Origin of the sequence: Thalassobacterium maritimum, assembly GCF_031127805.1 — a bacterium.
In the GTDB taxonomy this organism is placed as follows: domain Bacteria; phylum Verrucomicrobiota; class Verrucomicrobiia; order Opitutales; family Coraliomargaritaceae; genus Thalassobacterium; species Thalassobacterium maritimum.
In genome coordinates this window covers 38,016-52,078 of the sequence record NZ_JARXHW010000009.1, presented here as the reverse complement: position 1 = coordinate 52,078, position 14,063 = coordinate 38,016, and the positions used below count along the sequence as shown (strand labels likewise).

Genomic DNA, 14,063 nt, shown 5'->3' with positions numbered 1-14,063 from the left:
TTTGTGGAACCTCCAAGCCTAGGGGTAGAGGGGACGGAATAAACCGCCCTTTCTAAGCAAAATACAAAATATGGCTAATAAAGGAAAAACCACCGCAATGACACCCACCCGCGCAAGCGCGATCCAATCGGCAGCCGCCCGCTCTAATGGAGGCAAGGTCTCGAAAGGCACCTTCGCCACCCGCGCACAAAGTGCAGCCGCTCGCGGCAAGTCGAAGTAAGCGAACCACGACATACGAGGTTGCGGGCAATCGCCCGCAGCCTCACCATTTTAACAATTTACCAATATGAGCAGACCCCAAGAAGAGCAAAGCGCCAAAAGTATCGTCGAACAAATCTTCCACGATCATAGCGAAGAGGCGAAGAAATATTATGAAAGTCGCCTGAGGACACGCTACGCCGATCCGAAAATGCGCAAAAACTTCCCGAGCAACTTTGTAACCGAAAAGAGAAAGAGCCCTGGTGAGAAATATGGCGGAGTCATATTCGCGAACTCCGAGAATGCACTCACCTACTTCGAGAACCTACTTCGACTGGACGGTCTACTGATGAGTCCAAGTGAAGTGTTCAAAGCACTCAATAGCGAAGGAAGTCAAAACTTGGGAAATATGATACGCGCAAGGCGGTATGAGCTACGAATGCGAGTCGAGCCGATCGAGCAGATTTTAGAAGAATCAAAGCAATGGGAAGTAATCCCCAAAGACTTCGACCCATGCGAACATCAACTAAAGGACCTCGAAAGCTCAGTGCCACCCCGCGCAAAAGTAAACTCAAGCGATTCATGGAAGGCGAAACTAGCAGAGAAAATCTCCGAGATCGAGAAGAGCGATGAATGGCAAAACGGTGCACCTGATAAGGTCGCCGAAAAAGCACAGATCTACTTCAAGATGGGATCATATGTGCTTGCGCATAAACAAGTAAACGCAGGCGTCGAAGATCACCCCAAAGACCCCGCACTGCACTATATCAAAGCATGCATTCTCCTAGAACAGCTAAATAAAAACAGGCGGCAAGCATTTGAGCAAGTCAGCATCGCCTTTGAAAATGAGGAGTCCGCACTCATTCAACTGATGAGTTGCTACCGAAATTACGGCTCATCCAAACTCCCCGACTGGACCTACTATGATGAGATCGACGACCCGATCTTATTTAAAATCATCGAATTAGCGGATAGATGCAGCCAACGAATCCACGAAACTTATCATTGGAAAAACACGAACAGAACAGAGCTAATTGAAGAACAAGATAGCCCGCTCAGTCGTGACATCATCCACTTCTTCACACAGGGAACGATTCGCGACAAAGTAGAAGAGTGGTGGTTCTATTCCCCAAAGAACTTCGGGACACTCATTAGCTACTGGGCACTCATGCAACGCATCAAACCATCCACCGTGCGCAAATCCGTGAAAAGGTGGCGCGAGTGCGTTGAAGAAGCGCCTAAACGCCGAAGAAAGTGGGCGTGGTTTCACCTAAACGAAAACGATTCTATCCGTGTAGAAACTCCTTGGGGCGACGAATGGCCCGAGCTAATCAACAATGCATGCAGCCTTGAGAACTTTACCAACGCACTCAGCGAAGCGAAGCTACCATCAGGGTTCCTGATACAGGTAAGCAAGGCACTCACCGAGCATCAAAAAGACCGTCTCCTGTGGCAACGAATGGTCCACGAATGGCGCTGCTTATCACGCATACAAAAACAACAGACTCAAGATAAACACCTAGCAGCCTGCAAACGGGCGAAAAATAGCCTACCATGGAGTAAGAGCGCATACAGTGCGAAATGGAAAACGCGTTGGATTTACGCCGAAACACGCTGTCAATACAATGCAGTGATAAGTGCATGGCCCAACTTAAAGAAAGCGCGTGAGCACATCAACAAAGTGGAGCAGTTACTCAAGAAACATCCAGAGATCGAAGCACTAAAGCACACGCACCTAAGAATTTATCAGAGTGATGAATACACTGATAGGGAAGCCGATCCTCTTGATATTCTCGGTAACACTGAGAATATCTTCACGTCTACTAAAGCCAGTGAAGCCACACGATTTTGGGGCATATTCACCTACTATAACCCATTCATCGATCCGGTCGCCGACCTCATCTATGAATGCGAATTCTTTGGAAATAGAAATAAAGACGCCCCCGAAGGCCCTCTGGAACGACATCACGCCTTCGCAGAAGCGTGCAAAAAGTTCGAGGGCAGCCTCTACGAAAAAGCACTCAAACTACTATCCGTCGACTGATTGAGAATCAATAAAACACAAATCGAAACATGATGGTAGTTTTAGGTTCACAAATGGACGAATAGCAACACGCTAACCGTCATCAATGAGTAACTTCGCATTCCTCCCCGCCGAATACCGCCCTTTAGCCGATGCAGCGCAGACGGCAGAAAAGCATATATTCAGCGATGCGCGAGGAGCTTGCTTTCCATGCGAGGTTTGCGTTGGAGGCCGCATGAAATCAAATTTCTACTGTATCCACTTCAGCTTAAAGCACGCAAATGGCTGAAGGCTGAAGGCTGAAAAGCTCTCGGAGGAGATCATACATCCGAGACCCTTGATGCAGTTACGCGACGAACTGACACGCCAACGCTTTATAAATAAGGATCCCGCAATCCAGCGTTACTTTATTCACCCCCTCCACCAATGGGGCTTACTGCAAATCCAATAGTCAGACGAAGCTCGCTCCCCCAAACCGCTCAAGATTCGACTCAGCCAACTGTTCGGTAAATTCATCCAGTTCAACGAGCAGGTAGGCCTCTAAACGCAAAGGACTTGAGAAGCATTCTGAAACTTTTCTCGATTAGGTCGCGTGCAAGACGTTCACAGCAAGAGGGCACTCTTGGAACTCTTCGAGCCTCACAAGCATGCGAGTGCCACCTTCACGCCCCATCAAATCAAGCACACCCTTTCAATTGGATCGGTCATGGTTCGTGAGATCGACAAAGCCTCCACATTTGGCCAAGAGGCTCTCAGCTTTCTGGAAAAGGAAGGCGCCAGGCGCGCTGCCAAGCGAAAGCACCAAGATCAAAGCTTTCTCGTCTACAAACGAGCCTCAAAGGGGCGGAGCCATCCAATCAATCTTAAAGCCTCAAAAATGACGCCGTGCAAATTCCCGGCCAGAGCCTGACTTTAAATATTTCTCGAAAGCCCTAGCCTTTTCAGGTGAGCGAAAACTAATGGCAGTTTCAATTCGCCACGGACAAGACTTCGATGTGTGCGGCACAGCGCCTGAATTATGTTTGGCTAAGCGTGCGCTCAAATCCTGAGTGCAACCCGTATAATGCGCATCTGGATTCGAACGACTTTTCAACACATAGACATATGTAAACTCACTCATCGTCACAGAGCATTAAAACTCAAAGACTTCGATCGGTAAATCCGAAATTACCCCAGCGGGACAGCCTTCACTTTCGCTGCGCTCAAGCAAACAAAACTGGCACGCCAAGCCGTCTGGTCACGCCGTAGCTTCGCAAAGGCGGAAGTCTTGAGCGAGAACCCGCGGAAACGCACGGTCCGCCTTCGCGCTTCGCGACTTGCGCCTTCATAAATTACGGCGTCACGTGTGCGCCTTCATAAATTACGGCGTCACGTGTGCGCCTTCATAAATTACGGCGTCACAGGCCGGCGGGACAGCCTTCACTTTCGCTGCGCTCAAGCGAAGCCAACTGGCATGCCAAGCCGTAGTCTTGAGCGCCGACACCACAAAAAGGTCGGTCCGCCTTCGCGCTTCGCGACTACGGCGGGACAGCCTTCACTTTCGCTGCGCTCAAGCGAAGGCTGGTGCTCCCGGGCAGATTCGAACTGCCATTTGCGGCTTCGGAGACCGCCGCTCTATCCATTGAACTACGGGAGCAGTTAGTAAGCGCCTTAGATTCGTGAGTGTTGGGACGGGGTCAACGCGAAAAAGAGAACATCACAGCGACTGACTGTGATTTTTACTAGATGCGCGCCAGTCCGACGCTCCCCGGAACGAAGTTCCAAGGCTACACGTCCGTAACCTCGATCTTTGGGATCGGGGTTCGGCATGCGCGCCAGCCCGACGGCTCCCCGGAACGGAGTTCCGAGGCTACACGTCAATTTTCGTAATAAGCACCGTCCTATAACTGCGCTCTGCCGCACGCATAAAAAAGCCCCACTCTTACGAGCGGGGCTTTTGTAGAATGGTTCGAGTAAACGAAGTTTACTTGGTCGCTTCGTCGAGCAAGTCGCCGAGGCTGGTGAGGTCTTCACCTGTTGTGACGCTATCGAAAGCTTGGCGTTCCTTAGCAAGGTCAGCCTCGCTGTAGTTCGCAGCCTTGATCGAGAGGCCAATGCGGCGCTCGTCTTTGTCGATCTTGATAACACGTGCTTCAACTTCCTGACCTTCGTCGAGGACGTCCTTGATCTTCTCGATGCGCTCTTCGCTAACTTGCGAGATGTGAACGAGGCCGTCGATGTCGTTGTCGAGTTCGACAAAGGCACCGTAGCTGGTGATCTTGGATACCTTGCCCTTGACCATGTCGCCGATCTTGAAGTGTGTTTCAATTTCGTCCCATGGGTCGTTGCTAAGCTGCTTCATGCCGAGCGAGATACGCTGGCTGTCTGCATCCACGTCGAGAACGGTTGCATCGACTTCGTCGCCCTTCTTGACCACCTCGGATGGGTGGTTGACCTTGCGAGTCCAGGACATGTCGGAAACGTGCACCATACCGTCGATACCTTCTTCGAGTTCAACGAAGGCACCGTAGGTTGTGAGGTTACGAACCTTACCACGGACACGGGCGCCCACTGGGTAGTTGTGGCGGGCCATTTCCCATGGGTTGGTTTCGAGCTGACGTGTGCCGAGGGAGATCTTCTGCTCTTCCTTCTGAATGCCGAGGACAACTGCTTCGACTTCCTCGCCAATGCGAAGCACTTCGCTTGGCTTGGAGATGCGCTTGGTCCAAGATAGCTCGGTAACGTGTACGAGACCTTCGACACCCTCTTGGATTTCGATGAAGGCACCGTAAGGCACGAGATTGACAACCTTGCCCTTGACTGTAGAGCCAACTGGGAAGCGTTCTTCGATCTTTTCCCAAGGATTGTCGGCAAGTTGCTTGAGTCCAAGAGAGACACGTTCGCGCTCGCGGTCGATCTCGATGATCATCACTTCGATCTCTTCGCCTTGCTTCACCATCTCGGATGGGTGGTTGATACGGCCCCATGACATGTCGGTGATGTGAAGGAGACCGTCCAGACCGTCGAGGTCCACGAAAGCACCGTAATCGGTGATGTTCTTGACCTGACCACGGCGTGTATCGCCTGGCTTGACGTCTTCGAGGAGCGAACGGCGCTTCTCCATGCGTTGCTCTTCGATGAGCTCGCGACGGGAAACAACGATGTTCTTGCGGTCAAGATTGATCTTGATGACCTTAAAGTCGTATGTCTGACCAACGTATTGGTCGAGATTCTTAGGAGGCTGCACATCGATTTGAGATGCAGGCATGAAGGAGTCAACACCGATGCTGACGATCAGGCCGCCCTTAACTTTGGAGCGAACACGACCTGGGATGATGGAACCTTCAACGCAGTTCTCAACGATCTTCTCCCAGTTCTTCTTTTGCTCCGCCTTGTCGTAAGAGATAACAGGGTTACCTTCTTTATCTTCAAGCTTCTCGAGGTAAACTTCGAGTTCACCGCCAACTTGGAGGTCGCTCATGTCCACGAACTCAGATGCGTGAACGATACCTTCGGACTTACCACCGATGTCGACAACGACTTCAGCGGGGCGGATTTCGACGATAGTTCCCTTGAGGATAGAACCCTCTTCGAGATTATCAATATTGCTGCTAGCTAGCAGCTCTTCCATGAGATTACTCATATTACTGTATGTATTATACTGCGCGCCGGAGCGGCAGTTGGTTTATGGTTATTGTTTGGTGATTCATTCCGCCCAAAGGCGAAACCGACAGTCCCAACCGTCGCAAAGGAACGCGGGAAGGTAGAGAGTACTAAAATACGCGCAAGGCTAAAATCCTGTGGAAAGAAACTTGCAATGCACGCAATAGACCTCTTTTTTCCCTGCTTCATTGCCGAAAAACACATCTGGCTGGGTGGCGGAATTGGCAGACGCTGGGGACTTAAAATCCCTTGCCCGAAAGGGCGTGCGGGTTCGAGCCCCGCCCTAGCTACCAGGCTTCGTCCGGAACTTGTTCCGGCAAACGAAGCCTGTCCCGGCGTATCGAAGAGTAGCCGGACTCCACAGCACCCCTCCGAACTACGCCCGGGCAGGCCACAATCTTCCATGTTTAACAAGCCAGACTCTAACCAGGCTTCGTCCGGAACTTGTTCCGGCAAACGAAGCCTGTCCCGGCGTATCGAAGAGGCATGTGCGGGCGTAATGAAATGTAGCCCCAAGCCCCAAGCCCGGACTCTGAACGCCCCCGAAAGACTACGCCCGGGCAGGCCCTGCATAGACAGCGCACGCAACAGACCTCCGCCTTGAAGTGACTCACAAACAAAGTTCCTCCTTCGAGCAAATTGCCTAAAAACGGCAAGTGCCCTCGCCTCCCCAAAATGCCAAAGTTCTACTACGTCTACCGCCTAGTCAGTATTTCGAGTCCAGACAGGCATTACACAGGCTTCACAACTGACCTTCAAGCACGATTAGCCACACACAACGCAGGAAAAGTCACCCACACAGCCAAATACGCCCCTTGGGAAATCGACTCTGCGCATGCCTTCCACGACGAAAACAAAGCGATCCAATTTGAAAAATACCTAAAGTCCCACTCTGGCAGGGAATTCGCCAAAAGGCACTTCTAACCAGGCTTCGTCCGGAACTTGTTCCGGCAAACGAAGCCTGTCCCGGCGTAACTTCGCTTTGACAAGACAGCGCGTTCCTCTTCTCTCGTGCGCATGAAAGACGACGAATCCCTTGACTCCTTCCGCTCCTCACTGGACGCCAACTACGAATGGCCCTGCCTGTTTCCATTCAAATTCATCGTGCCTAAGAAGCAGTGCCAAACTGTGCTCGATCTTTTTGCCGACGATCCCGTCAAAGCCAACGAATCTTCCAGCGGTCGCTTTATCGCCTACACCATGGAAATGCATGTGCACTCCAGCGACGAGGTAATCGCCATCTACCAACGCGTGGCGCAAGTTCCAGGCGTGATTTCACTGTAATGAGCACTCAAACAACACCTCCCCTCTCCATCGCCAGCTTCGGGGCGGGCTGCTTTTGGTGCGTCGAAGCGGTCTTTGAGCGCCTCGACGGCGTGCACGCCGTCGAATCTGGCTACATGGGCGGTCAAATCGGCAACCCGACCTACCGAGAAGTTTGCACGGGCACGACGGGACACGCAGAAATCACTCAGATCCACTACGATCCTGAAGTGATCAACTACGAAACTCTGCTGGACTGGCTCTGGCGCTCACACGACCCGACGACTCTAAATCGACAAGGCGGCGACTGCGGCACTCAATATCGCTCGGCCATCTTCTACCACAACGAAGCCCAACGCGCAGCTGCCGAAACTTCCAAGGCCGCTGCTCAAGCGCAGTTCGACGCGCCCATAGTCACTGAAATCACTCCGGTGAGCACGTTCTACCCTGCCGAAGACTACCATCAAGACTACTACCGACTCAATACAGCGGCTCCCTACTGCCAGATGGTGATTCGCCCAAAGTTACACAAGCTCGACCTTGAATAATTCCCGCGGAGGATTTGTATTCCGCCCATGGCTACCAAGCGCGCAAAAAAGAAAACTGCTAAAAAGCGGGCAACCCGTAAGAAGACTCCGACCAAAGCGAAGCCGACAAAGCAATCTCACTGGTTGCGCAACTGTCTCATGTTGCTAGCTCTTGTGGTGCTGGCCTTGAGCGGGATCTACTATTTCGGATCCTTTGAAACGCGCGCCAAGATGGAGCAAATTGCCTTGTCAGCCATCAATGGCCCGCGCACACACGCGGCCACACCCGCTCCGGTCTCAATGCTGCTCGACCTCTGTTATGATGCGATCCCCAGCAGTGAGGGCTTAGTGGTCGAAGGCAGCGAACTGGGCCGCGAAGCCGACACGCCCTTCTTAGCTGGCGTGCCACACAGTCGACATGCAATTCGAGCCCTGCCTCAACCGAGCTACACCAATCTATTTTCCGAGCGTCACCTACAAGCCGCCGCCATCGCGCTACGACTGAATGACGCTCCCCGCCAGCGTGCCAAATTCGACGAAACCATCCAGGTCGATGCTCGAGTCGCTCAACTCAAGCCTGAAGCATTGATTTACGATGAATGGCGCCCAAGGCCGATCGCGCCCGCCAAGGCACTCATTGGGCAACATGGGGCGCGCGGTGCCAGCGATGCTCAACTCGCGACCAACTATGCGCCCATGGCAGACAGCTTTGCAGACGAGGTCTGGGCCAAGGCCATGCGCGAACTCACACTGCGCTATCCGAAACGCTTTGGTGAGGTATGGATTTTCCTAGGCCCCATCTATCACCAGGGCAACGCCAAACTCCCATCTGGCATCCCCTTTCCAGACTCTTTTTATGCGATCGCACTGGATCTCACCGACGAAGGTGGCCTGCGCGCATTGGCCTTGAGAATCCCCAGCACCGCCGAAAGTAAAGATCTCAACAAATACCTCACTTCGATCTCAGAGATTGAAGCCGCCACAGGCCTACAATTTCTCCCCGAACTTGATTTCAGCATTCGCGACACCCTAGGCAACTATGTGAGCCCGAGCGTTTGGTGATCATTTCTTTCGCATCCAGCAGACCTCCTCCGCCCCCACTGGTCGACTCGCATAACTCTGCTGCGGAACAAACGACTCCACGAGCTCAAACGCGTCAGCAAATAAAGCATTCGACTCTTCACGACTGATCGGATGCGGCGGTCCGTCGCCGTCATAATCACTGACTTCACGATAAAAAACCGCTAAATAGTGGCCGCCCGGCTTGAGTGCCTGTTGCACAGACCGAGCATAAGCCACTCGCTGACTGACATCCAGCGCACAGAGGCAAGTATGCTCCACCAGCCAATCGTAGGCAGCACAATGCCGAGTTTCTAAATTCAAAAAATCCCCCGTCGCATAACGCTCACTGCCTGCAGCCTCGTGCGACTGCGCCTTACGCACCGCACCCGGCGCAATATCCAAGCCAAAAACTTCAGCTCCCTGCTTAGCCAGCGCGCGCACGTCATGCCCCGTACCGCAACCTGGCACCAAGACGCGACCAGTCACGGACTGCCGCTGCAAAAATTCCACCAAGGGGGGCGAGGCATATCCCTTATCCCAAGGAATATTGTCCTGCTCGTATGCCTGATTCCAATCTCTAGCCATAATCGTTGCTGGTGCCTGTACACAAAAGTGGCCAGGCACCCTACGGCACATGAGGATTAGGCGATCGCTGCTCCCTTCCGGGCCTGACGAGGTTAACCTGTCCATCATTGCATAGGACCCGGCCAACGCCAGAAGACACTCAGAATCTGAATCGCAGCAACCCTAAAATGAAGAAAGTTCCGCCACACACAGCAAAAACCCCTTCACGCTGCTCAAAATTCAGACTTTGCCATGCTTCATTAGCGTCGACGTGTGGCCACAAATGCACACAGCACAAGTGACATCAACAGGCCTGCCGTTGCCGGCTCTGGAACAACCGTTAAATGAACGGTTTGACCATCCGAAAAGACCCACTGATAGCTGCCGACACTCACGCCTAAGCTCTCAAAAGTCTCCGAATCGTAATACCCTGTGCCAGTTAAAACTTCGTTCGCAACATAACCTTCTGGCAGCAACAAGAAGGCACCCCCAAATCCGAAATCGAAGCCAAAGGCATCGCCCGTGCCACTAGTCGCCGCCAGATAAGAACTACCCTCACCAAAAGCAGCGGGTCCACTGTCAGGAATTCCTCCATCGAATACATCGATCAATCCATTGCCGACACTACCAATAGCAAACCCCGGGTAAAGTCCCCCACCCGAGATAGGATTTTTATCCCCAAGCATCACCTTAATAAATGAGCTATGATCCGCACTTCCAGAGCCGGAAAGAAGAACACCGTCAACCGTCTCTGTCAGAACGAAGTGAAAGTTAGCTTGCGCTGAGTGACTCGCCAGTAAGGCGACCGCTAAAAGAAAAAATTTCTTAGCAATCAGAGGGAGATAATTTTTCGACATCATGTGAAGCCTTTGTTTAGTATGTATTAATATTGATAATTGAATGGTAGTGTCCACATACGACACAAAGCCCAATTCAAGCATTCAACCCCTCAAATTGAGTAGTAATACTCAATATAGTAACGTAACAAACATAGACGCTTACATGAACTCAAACTCTTGAGTTATTATTCATTCGCCTTCAATGAAAGGAACACTTGAATAGATAATATGCAGGCAGCCGCCACTCAACACCGCAAACAGTTCTTCCCGATTAACGATCGCTTTCGCCAATATTTGACGGAGTATCATCGCGCCTTAGAGCTCCCCGTCACCTATGAGGACATGCTCAAATATGAGGATTCCTTCCCGCTCATCAATAAAAACGGCGACGACACCCTGTGGCAGACATTGATCTACGAGCAGCAATTTGGACGCGAGCTCTATGAGGGGCTGAAGAAGATCTATGTTTTCTTACGCTCCGGCGGCGACGAAACGATTCTCTCCAACCTCTACATCGATCGCGTCGATTTCTGCACCTTTGGCAACACCAAGCCCATGCGCGTGCGTGTGGTGAACCAATACAACGACAATCACGACTACTTTTATGTCAAAAAGGCCGATGCCTCCCGCATCTACGGTCTCGAACTAGAAGAGCTACTCTCGCCCAACGCCATCAACTTTTTGGTGCACAAAGATACTTTGATTGAGGAGCACATCATCGGCGTGCCCGGCGACGATTTTATTCGTAAGTATTTACCACAGCCAGACCTGCACTCTGTGCGCCTAGCCAAAGAGTTTATTAAATTTAATGAACGCTGCTTTGTGCGTCTATTGGGCGACATGCGCGCCTATAACTACGTGGTCGAAGTCACTCCCGACTTCGAAGAAAGCCAGTACCGGGTGCGTGCCATCGACTTCGACCAGCAGTGTTATGAAGGCCGACGCACACTTTATCTACCTCAGTTCTTTAAAAACAATTTACCGGTGGTAAAGTTGTGCACCGAGTTGATAAATGTGGAAACCAGTCAACAGTATCAACGTGAAGAGCGCTCGCTAATGCGGCGACGCCTTCGCTTCGCCCTTCATCGTGTTCAGCATTTACGAAGCTGCATGTGCGCCGATCAAATATCCAGCACTGATAAAATGCGACAGCTCCGCAAGGAACTCGCCGACATGCACAACGACTACCGATTTATGCTCTGCCACTCCATGGGCGAGATCACATTCCTCAATATTACCATCACTCTCGGGCTCGAAGGCAATGCCGCCTATTTCCCCGAAGGCGATGGTGTATAAAATGAAAGCGCGTCCCAGACGGACGCCCCACACCCCACTTTTTACAATTTTACATAATGGAACTACGCCAAAAACTACTGAAGCTCTTAGGAGCTCAGGACTACATCCCCATGCGACGCATGGAAATCGTTTCCGTGCTCAAACTCGATGAAGCAGAAACCAAGCAAGCTCACACAGTCCTAGACCAAATGCTGGAACGCGGCGAAATCGCCCGCCTAAAAAAAGACCGCCTCTGCATTCCGGAAGACGCGGATCTCGTCAGCGGTCGCATTATTGTGCGCCAGAGCGGCTCCGCCATCCTCATACCCGACGCAGCGCCCGCTGGCGATGGCTACCCGATCAACGCAGAGGATACTGGCGTCGCAATGCACGGCGATATCGTGCTGGCTCGCAAAGTGCAGCCCTCGAAACGCCCCTTTCGCGGAAAAGGGCACAAACAACGCCCCGTTTACGATCCAGATGCGAAGCCAAATGTGCGCGTCATCCGTATCCTCAAACGCGCGCACAGCTCCATCCCCGGCACCCTGGCTCAAGGCCGCCATGCCACCTACGTGATCCCGGACGATCCGCGCATTATTCAAGATATCTTAGTGCCCGACCCGCAGAACTCTGGCATGCGCCCAATTCCTAAGAAAGGCGATAAGGTTGTCGTCAAAATGCTGGAATGGAAACAGCGTCACCTAAACCCAGAGGGCGAAATCATCGAAGTGCTCGGTCGCACCCACGAGCCGGACGCAGAGTTCAAGGCGATCCTGTATAAATACGACCTCAACCCCAAATTCCCCGCAGCCGTCGAAAAACAGACCGCCAGCATCCCCGAGCGGGTGCGGCCCGAAGATATCGGCAACCGCCAAGACTGCCGTGAGCTGTTCACCTTCACCATTGACCCCGACGACGCTAAAGACTTTGACGACGCACTCTCACTGGAATTTCTCGACAATGGTAAATTTCGCGTCGGCGTGCACATTGCCGACGTCAGCAATTACGTCAAACCCGGCAGCCCCCTCGACCGTGAAGCGCAAGAGCGCGGCAATAGCACTTACCTAGTTGGCACCGTCATTTCCATGCTACCGCATGCGCTCTCCAACGGTCTGTGCTCACTCGTTGAGGCCGAAGACCGCCTAACCAAGACCTGTTTCATCACCTTCAACGAGCATGCCGACGTCATCGACGTCAAATTTGCCAACACAGTCATCCGTAGTAATAAGCGGCTCACTTACAAGCAAGCCTACGCCTTCATGACGCAGGACGACTTCGCTGCCATCCGCAAGACACCGCTACCGCCCAAGCACCAGACCGGCTCCACCGGCCGTTCACTCGACGAAGTCAGCGACGAGGAGATGGCGACACTCAAAAAGCACATCGACCAGCTATGGCAGATCGCCTCACAACTGCGCAAACGCCGCTTCAGTAAAGGCTCGCTCGATCTCGACATGACCGATGTCAAAATCTATGTCGACGAAGATGGCTACGCCGATCGCATCGAAAAACAATTCAACGACGAGAGCCACCAATTGATCGAAGAGTTTATGCTCTCCGCCAATGAGCAAGTGGCACGCACCATGAAGAAGCAGAACTTTCCCTGCATCTACCGGGTGCACGACGAGCCAGAAGAGGATAAGCTGAAAGAACTGCGCGAGACGATGATGAGCTTTGGCATCAAATGCGGCAACCTACAGAAACCACGTGAGATGACCGCACTGCTTAAAAAGCTAAAAGAGCACCCCCAAGGCTACACACTCAAAGTGCACATCTTGCGTAGTCTCAAACAGGCGCAATACCGCGCCTCAGCCGATGGACACTACGGCCTCTCCAAGCCCGACTACACTCACTTCACCTCCCCCATCCGCCGCTACGCCGACCTGATTGTGCACCGCGTACTGGACGGCTATCTGTGCAAAATCGGCGCCGACTCCGCCCTCCCCGAACCCGACATTCGCTATCCGCAAGGCAAGCTGGAAAGCCTCGGCGACCACATAAGCGTGACGGAGCGCAACTCGGTCGACGCTGAGCGCGAGTCAGTCAAAACCAAGCTGCTGGAATTTTACGACCGCGAACTGCAGAAGGAAGATAAGCAACACTTTAAGGCCATCATAGCTGATGTGAAGAACCACGGTCTCTTCGTCGAGCTCACCGACACACTGGCATTCGGCATGGTGCATATCTCGACACTCGACGACGACTTCTACCATCCCAACTCCGAAGGCACCGCTCTGATTGGCCGACGCAAACAGAGGACCTACGCACTCGGCCAATACATCATGGTGCAAGTCGAGCGCGTCGACCGCTTTAAGCGACAAATTGACTTTCGCGTCGTGACCTCCGATGAGCGCGACCTCGGCAAAAAGCCAGGCAAGCCCTTCAAAGGCCGCCGCAAGAGCTCCGAGCGAACGAGCAGCACCAGAAAAACTGCCCGTAAGACGAGCAGCCAAGCCAGCAAGTCGGCCTCAAAGGCTGCCCCCAGTGGCAAGGTGCTCACGAAACGCCCCAAAAAGAATGGGCGCAACCGCAAACGCACATCGAAATAACGTTTTCTAATTGCCAACAACCTTCCAGCTAACACACGCCTAGCCCAGTCAATCACTCGCTTGATGTTTGCTTGCAAGGCTGCTGAAGCGTCTATAACTGTCGCAGCTTTCACATAGGTTT

Annotated in this window: 12 protein-coding genes, 2 tRNA genes and 1 other RNA gene; 9 read left to right on the top strand and 6 right to left on the bottom strand. The window is 52.5% G+C overall.

Annotated features, from left to right (window positions below):
- Positions 1 to 70: 70 nt before the first annotated feature.
- Positions 71 to 220, top strand: coding sequence for a hypothetical protein (locus tag QEH52_RS05780; protein ID WP_308949145.1), 150 nt, complete (start codon positions 71 to 73; stop codon positions 218 to 220).
- A gap of 66 nt (positions 221 to 286) precedes the next feature.
- Positions 287 to 2,242: a hypothetical protein gene (locus QEH52_RS05775; RefSeq protein WP_308949144.1), complete on the top strand. Its 1,956-nt coding sequence runs from the start codon at positions 287 to 289 to the stop codon at positions 2,240 to 2,242.
- A gap of 850 nt (positions 2,243 to 3,092) precedes the next feature.
- Here the strand turns inward: QEH52_RS05775 and QEH52_RS20515 are convergent.
- The 3 genes from QEH52_RS20515 to rpsA all read right to left on the bottom strand — a co-directional run bounded on the left by QEH52_RS20515 (position 3,093) and on the right by rpsA (position 5,843).
- A complete protein-coding gene (locus tag QEH52_RS20515) occupies positions 3,093 to 3,341 on the bottom strand; it encodes a GIY-YIG nuclease family protein (RefSeq protein WP_345785447.1) in 249 nt (82 codons plus the stop codon).
- 441 nt (positions 3,342 to 3,782) lie between these two features.
- Positions 3,783 to 3,857 (bottom strand) — tRNA-Arg (locus tag QEH52_RS05770).
- 327 nt (positions 3,858 to 4,184) lie between these two features.
- Positions 4,185 to 5,843 (bottom strand): 30S ribosomal protein S1, encoded by a 1,659-nt coding sequence (gene rpsA / locus QEH52_RS05765; protein WP_308949143.1) that lies wholly within the window; start codon positions 5,841 to 5,843, stop codon positions 4,185 to 4,187.
- Between the two features lie 226 nt (positions 5,844 to 6,069).
- On the opposite strand from rpsA, the gene QEH52_RS05760 reads away from it, so the two are divergent.
- From QEH52_RS05760 to QEH52_RS05740, 5 genes are all read left to right on the top strand, one after another.
- Positions 6,070 to 6,156, top strand: a tRNA-Leu gene (locus tag QEH52_RS05760).
- 382 nt (positions 6,157 to 6,538) lie between these two features.
- Positions 6,539 to 6,787, top strand: a complete 249-nt coding sequence (locus QEH52_RS05755; RefSeq protein ID WP_308949142.1) for a GIY-YIG nuclease family protein — start codon at positions 6,539 to 6,541, stop codon at positions 6,785 to 6,787.
- 93 nt (positions 6,788 to 6,880) lie between these two features.
- Positions 6,881 to 7,147, top strand: coding sequence for a DUF493 family protein (locus tag QEH52_RS05750; RefSeq protein WP_308949141.1), 267 nt, complete (start codon positions 6,881 to 6,883; stop codon positions 7,145 to 7,147).
- Positions 7,147 to 7,674 (top strand): peptide-methionine (S)-S-oxide reductase MsrA, encoded by a 528-nt coding sequence (gene msrA / locus QEH52_RS05745; protein ID WP_308949140.1) that lies wholly within the window; start codon positions 7,147 to 7,149, stop codon positions 7,672 to 7,674. Before QEH52_RS05750 ends, msrA begins: the two co-directional genes overlap by 1 nt.
- Before the next feature lie 27 nt (positions 7,675 to 7,701).
- The gene (locus tag QEH52_RS05740; RefSeq protein WP_308949139.1) at positions 7,702 to 8,715 is read left to right on the top strand and encodes a DNA/RNA non-specific endonuclease; all 1,014 of its coding nucleotides are present in this window, start codon (positions 7,702 to 7,704) and stop codon (positions 8,713 to 8,715) included.
- Here the strand turns inward: QEH52_RS05740 and QEH52_RS05735 are convergent, their stop codons facing one another.
- From QEH52_RS05735 to QEH52_RS05725, 3 genes are all read right to left on the bottom strand, one after another.
- Positions 8,716 to 9,300 carry a methyltransferase domain-containing protein gene (locus QEH52_RS05735; protein ID WP_308949138.1) on the bottom strand — a complete coding sequence of 195 codons (585 nt, stop codon included), beginning with the start codon at positions 9,298 to 9,300 and terminating at the stop codon, positions 8,716 to 8,718.
- A 26-nt stretch (positions 9,301 to 9,326) separates the two neighbouring features.
- Positions 9,327 to 9,424: signal recognition particle sRNA small type (gene ffs, locus QEH52_RS05730), an RNA gene on the bottom strand.
- A gap of 115 nt (positions 9,425 to 9,539) precedes the next feature.
- Positions 9,540 to 10,139, bottom strand: coding sequence for a PEP-CTERM sorting domain-containing protein (locus QEH52_RS05725; RefSeq protein ID WP_308949137.1), 600 nt, complete (start codon positions 10,137 to 10,139; stop codon positions 9,540 to 9,542).
- Between the two features lie 207 nt (positions 10,140 to 10,346).
- Here QEH52_RS05725 and QEH52_RS05720 point away from each other — a divergent pair, with 207 nt between their 5' ends.
- Positions 10,347 to 11,414 carry a hypothetical protein gene (locus QEH52_RS05720; RefSeq protein ID WP_308949136.1) on the top strand — a complete coding sequence of 356 codons (1,068 nt, stop codon included), beginning with the start codon at positions 10,347 to 10,349 and terminating at the stop codon, positions 11,412 to 11,414.
- Positions 11,415 to 11,470: 56 nt separating this feature from the next.
- Entirely contained in the window at positions 11,471 to 13,942 is a 2,472-nt protein-coding gene (locus QEH52_RS05715) for a ribonuclease R family protein (protein ID WP_308949135.1), read from the top strand.
- Positions 13,943 to 14,063 lie beyond the last annotated feature (121 nt).

Coding starts and splice junctions, on each gene's coding strand:
- QEH52_RS05780 (WP_308949145.1), top strand. CDS start 71: ATGGCTAATAAAGGAAAAACCACCGCAATGACACCCACCCGCGCAAGC.
- QEH52_RS05775 (WP_308949144.1), top strand. CDS start 287: ATGAGCAGACCCCAAGAAGAGCAAAGCGCCAAAAGTATCGTCGAACAA.
- QEH52_RS20515 (WP_345785447.1), bottom strand. CDS start 3,341: ATGAGTGAGTTTACATATGTCTATGTGTTGAAAAGTCGTTCGAATCCA.
- rpsA (WP_308949143.1), bottom strand. CDS start 5,843: ATGAGTAATCTCATGGAAGAGCTGCTAGCTAGCAGCAATATTGATAAT.
- QEH52_RS05755 (WP_308949142.1), top strand. CDS start 6,539: ATGCCAAAGTTCTACTACGTCTACCGCCTAGTCAGTATTTCGAGTCCA.
- QEH52_RS05750 (WP_308949141.1), top strand. CDS start 6,881: ATGAAAGACGACGAATCCCTTGACTCCTTCCGCTCCTCACTGGACGCC.
- msrA (WP_308949140.1), top strand. CDS start 7,147: ATGAGCACTCAAACAACACCTCCCCTCTCCATCGCCAGCTTCGGGGCG.
- QEH52_RS05740 (WP_308949139.1), top strand. CDS start 7,702: ATGGCTACCAAGCGCGCAAAAAAGAAAACTGCTAAAAAGCGGGCAACC.
- QEH52_RS05735 (WP_308949138.1), bottom strand. CDS start 9,300: ATGGCTAGAGATTGGAATCAGGCATACGAGCAGGACAATATTCCTTGG.
- QEH52_RS05725 (WP_308949137.1), bottom strand. CDS start 10,139: ATGATGTCGAAAAATTATCTCCCTCTGATTGCTAAGAAATTTTTTCTT.
- QEH52_RS05720 (WP_308949136.1), top strand. CDS start 10,347: ATGCAGGCAGCCGCCACTCAACACCGCAAACAGTTCTTCCCGATTAAC.
- QEH52_RS05715 (WP_308949135.1), top strand. CDS start 11,471: ATGGAACTACGCCAAAAACTACTGAAGCTCTTAGGAGCTCAGGACTAC.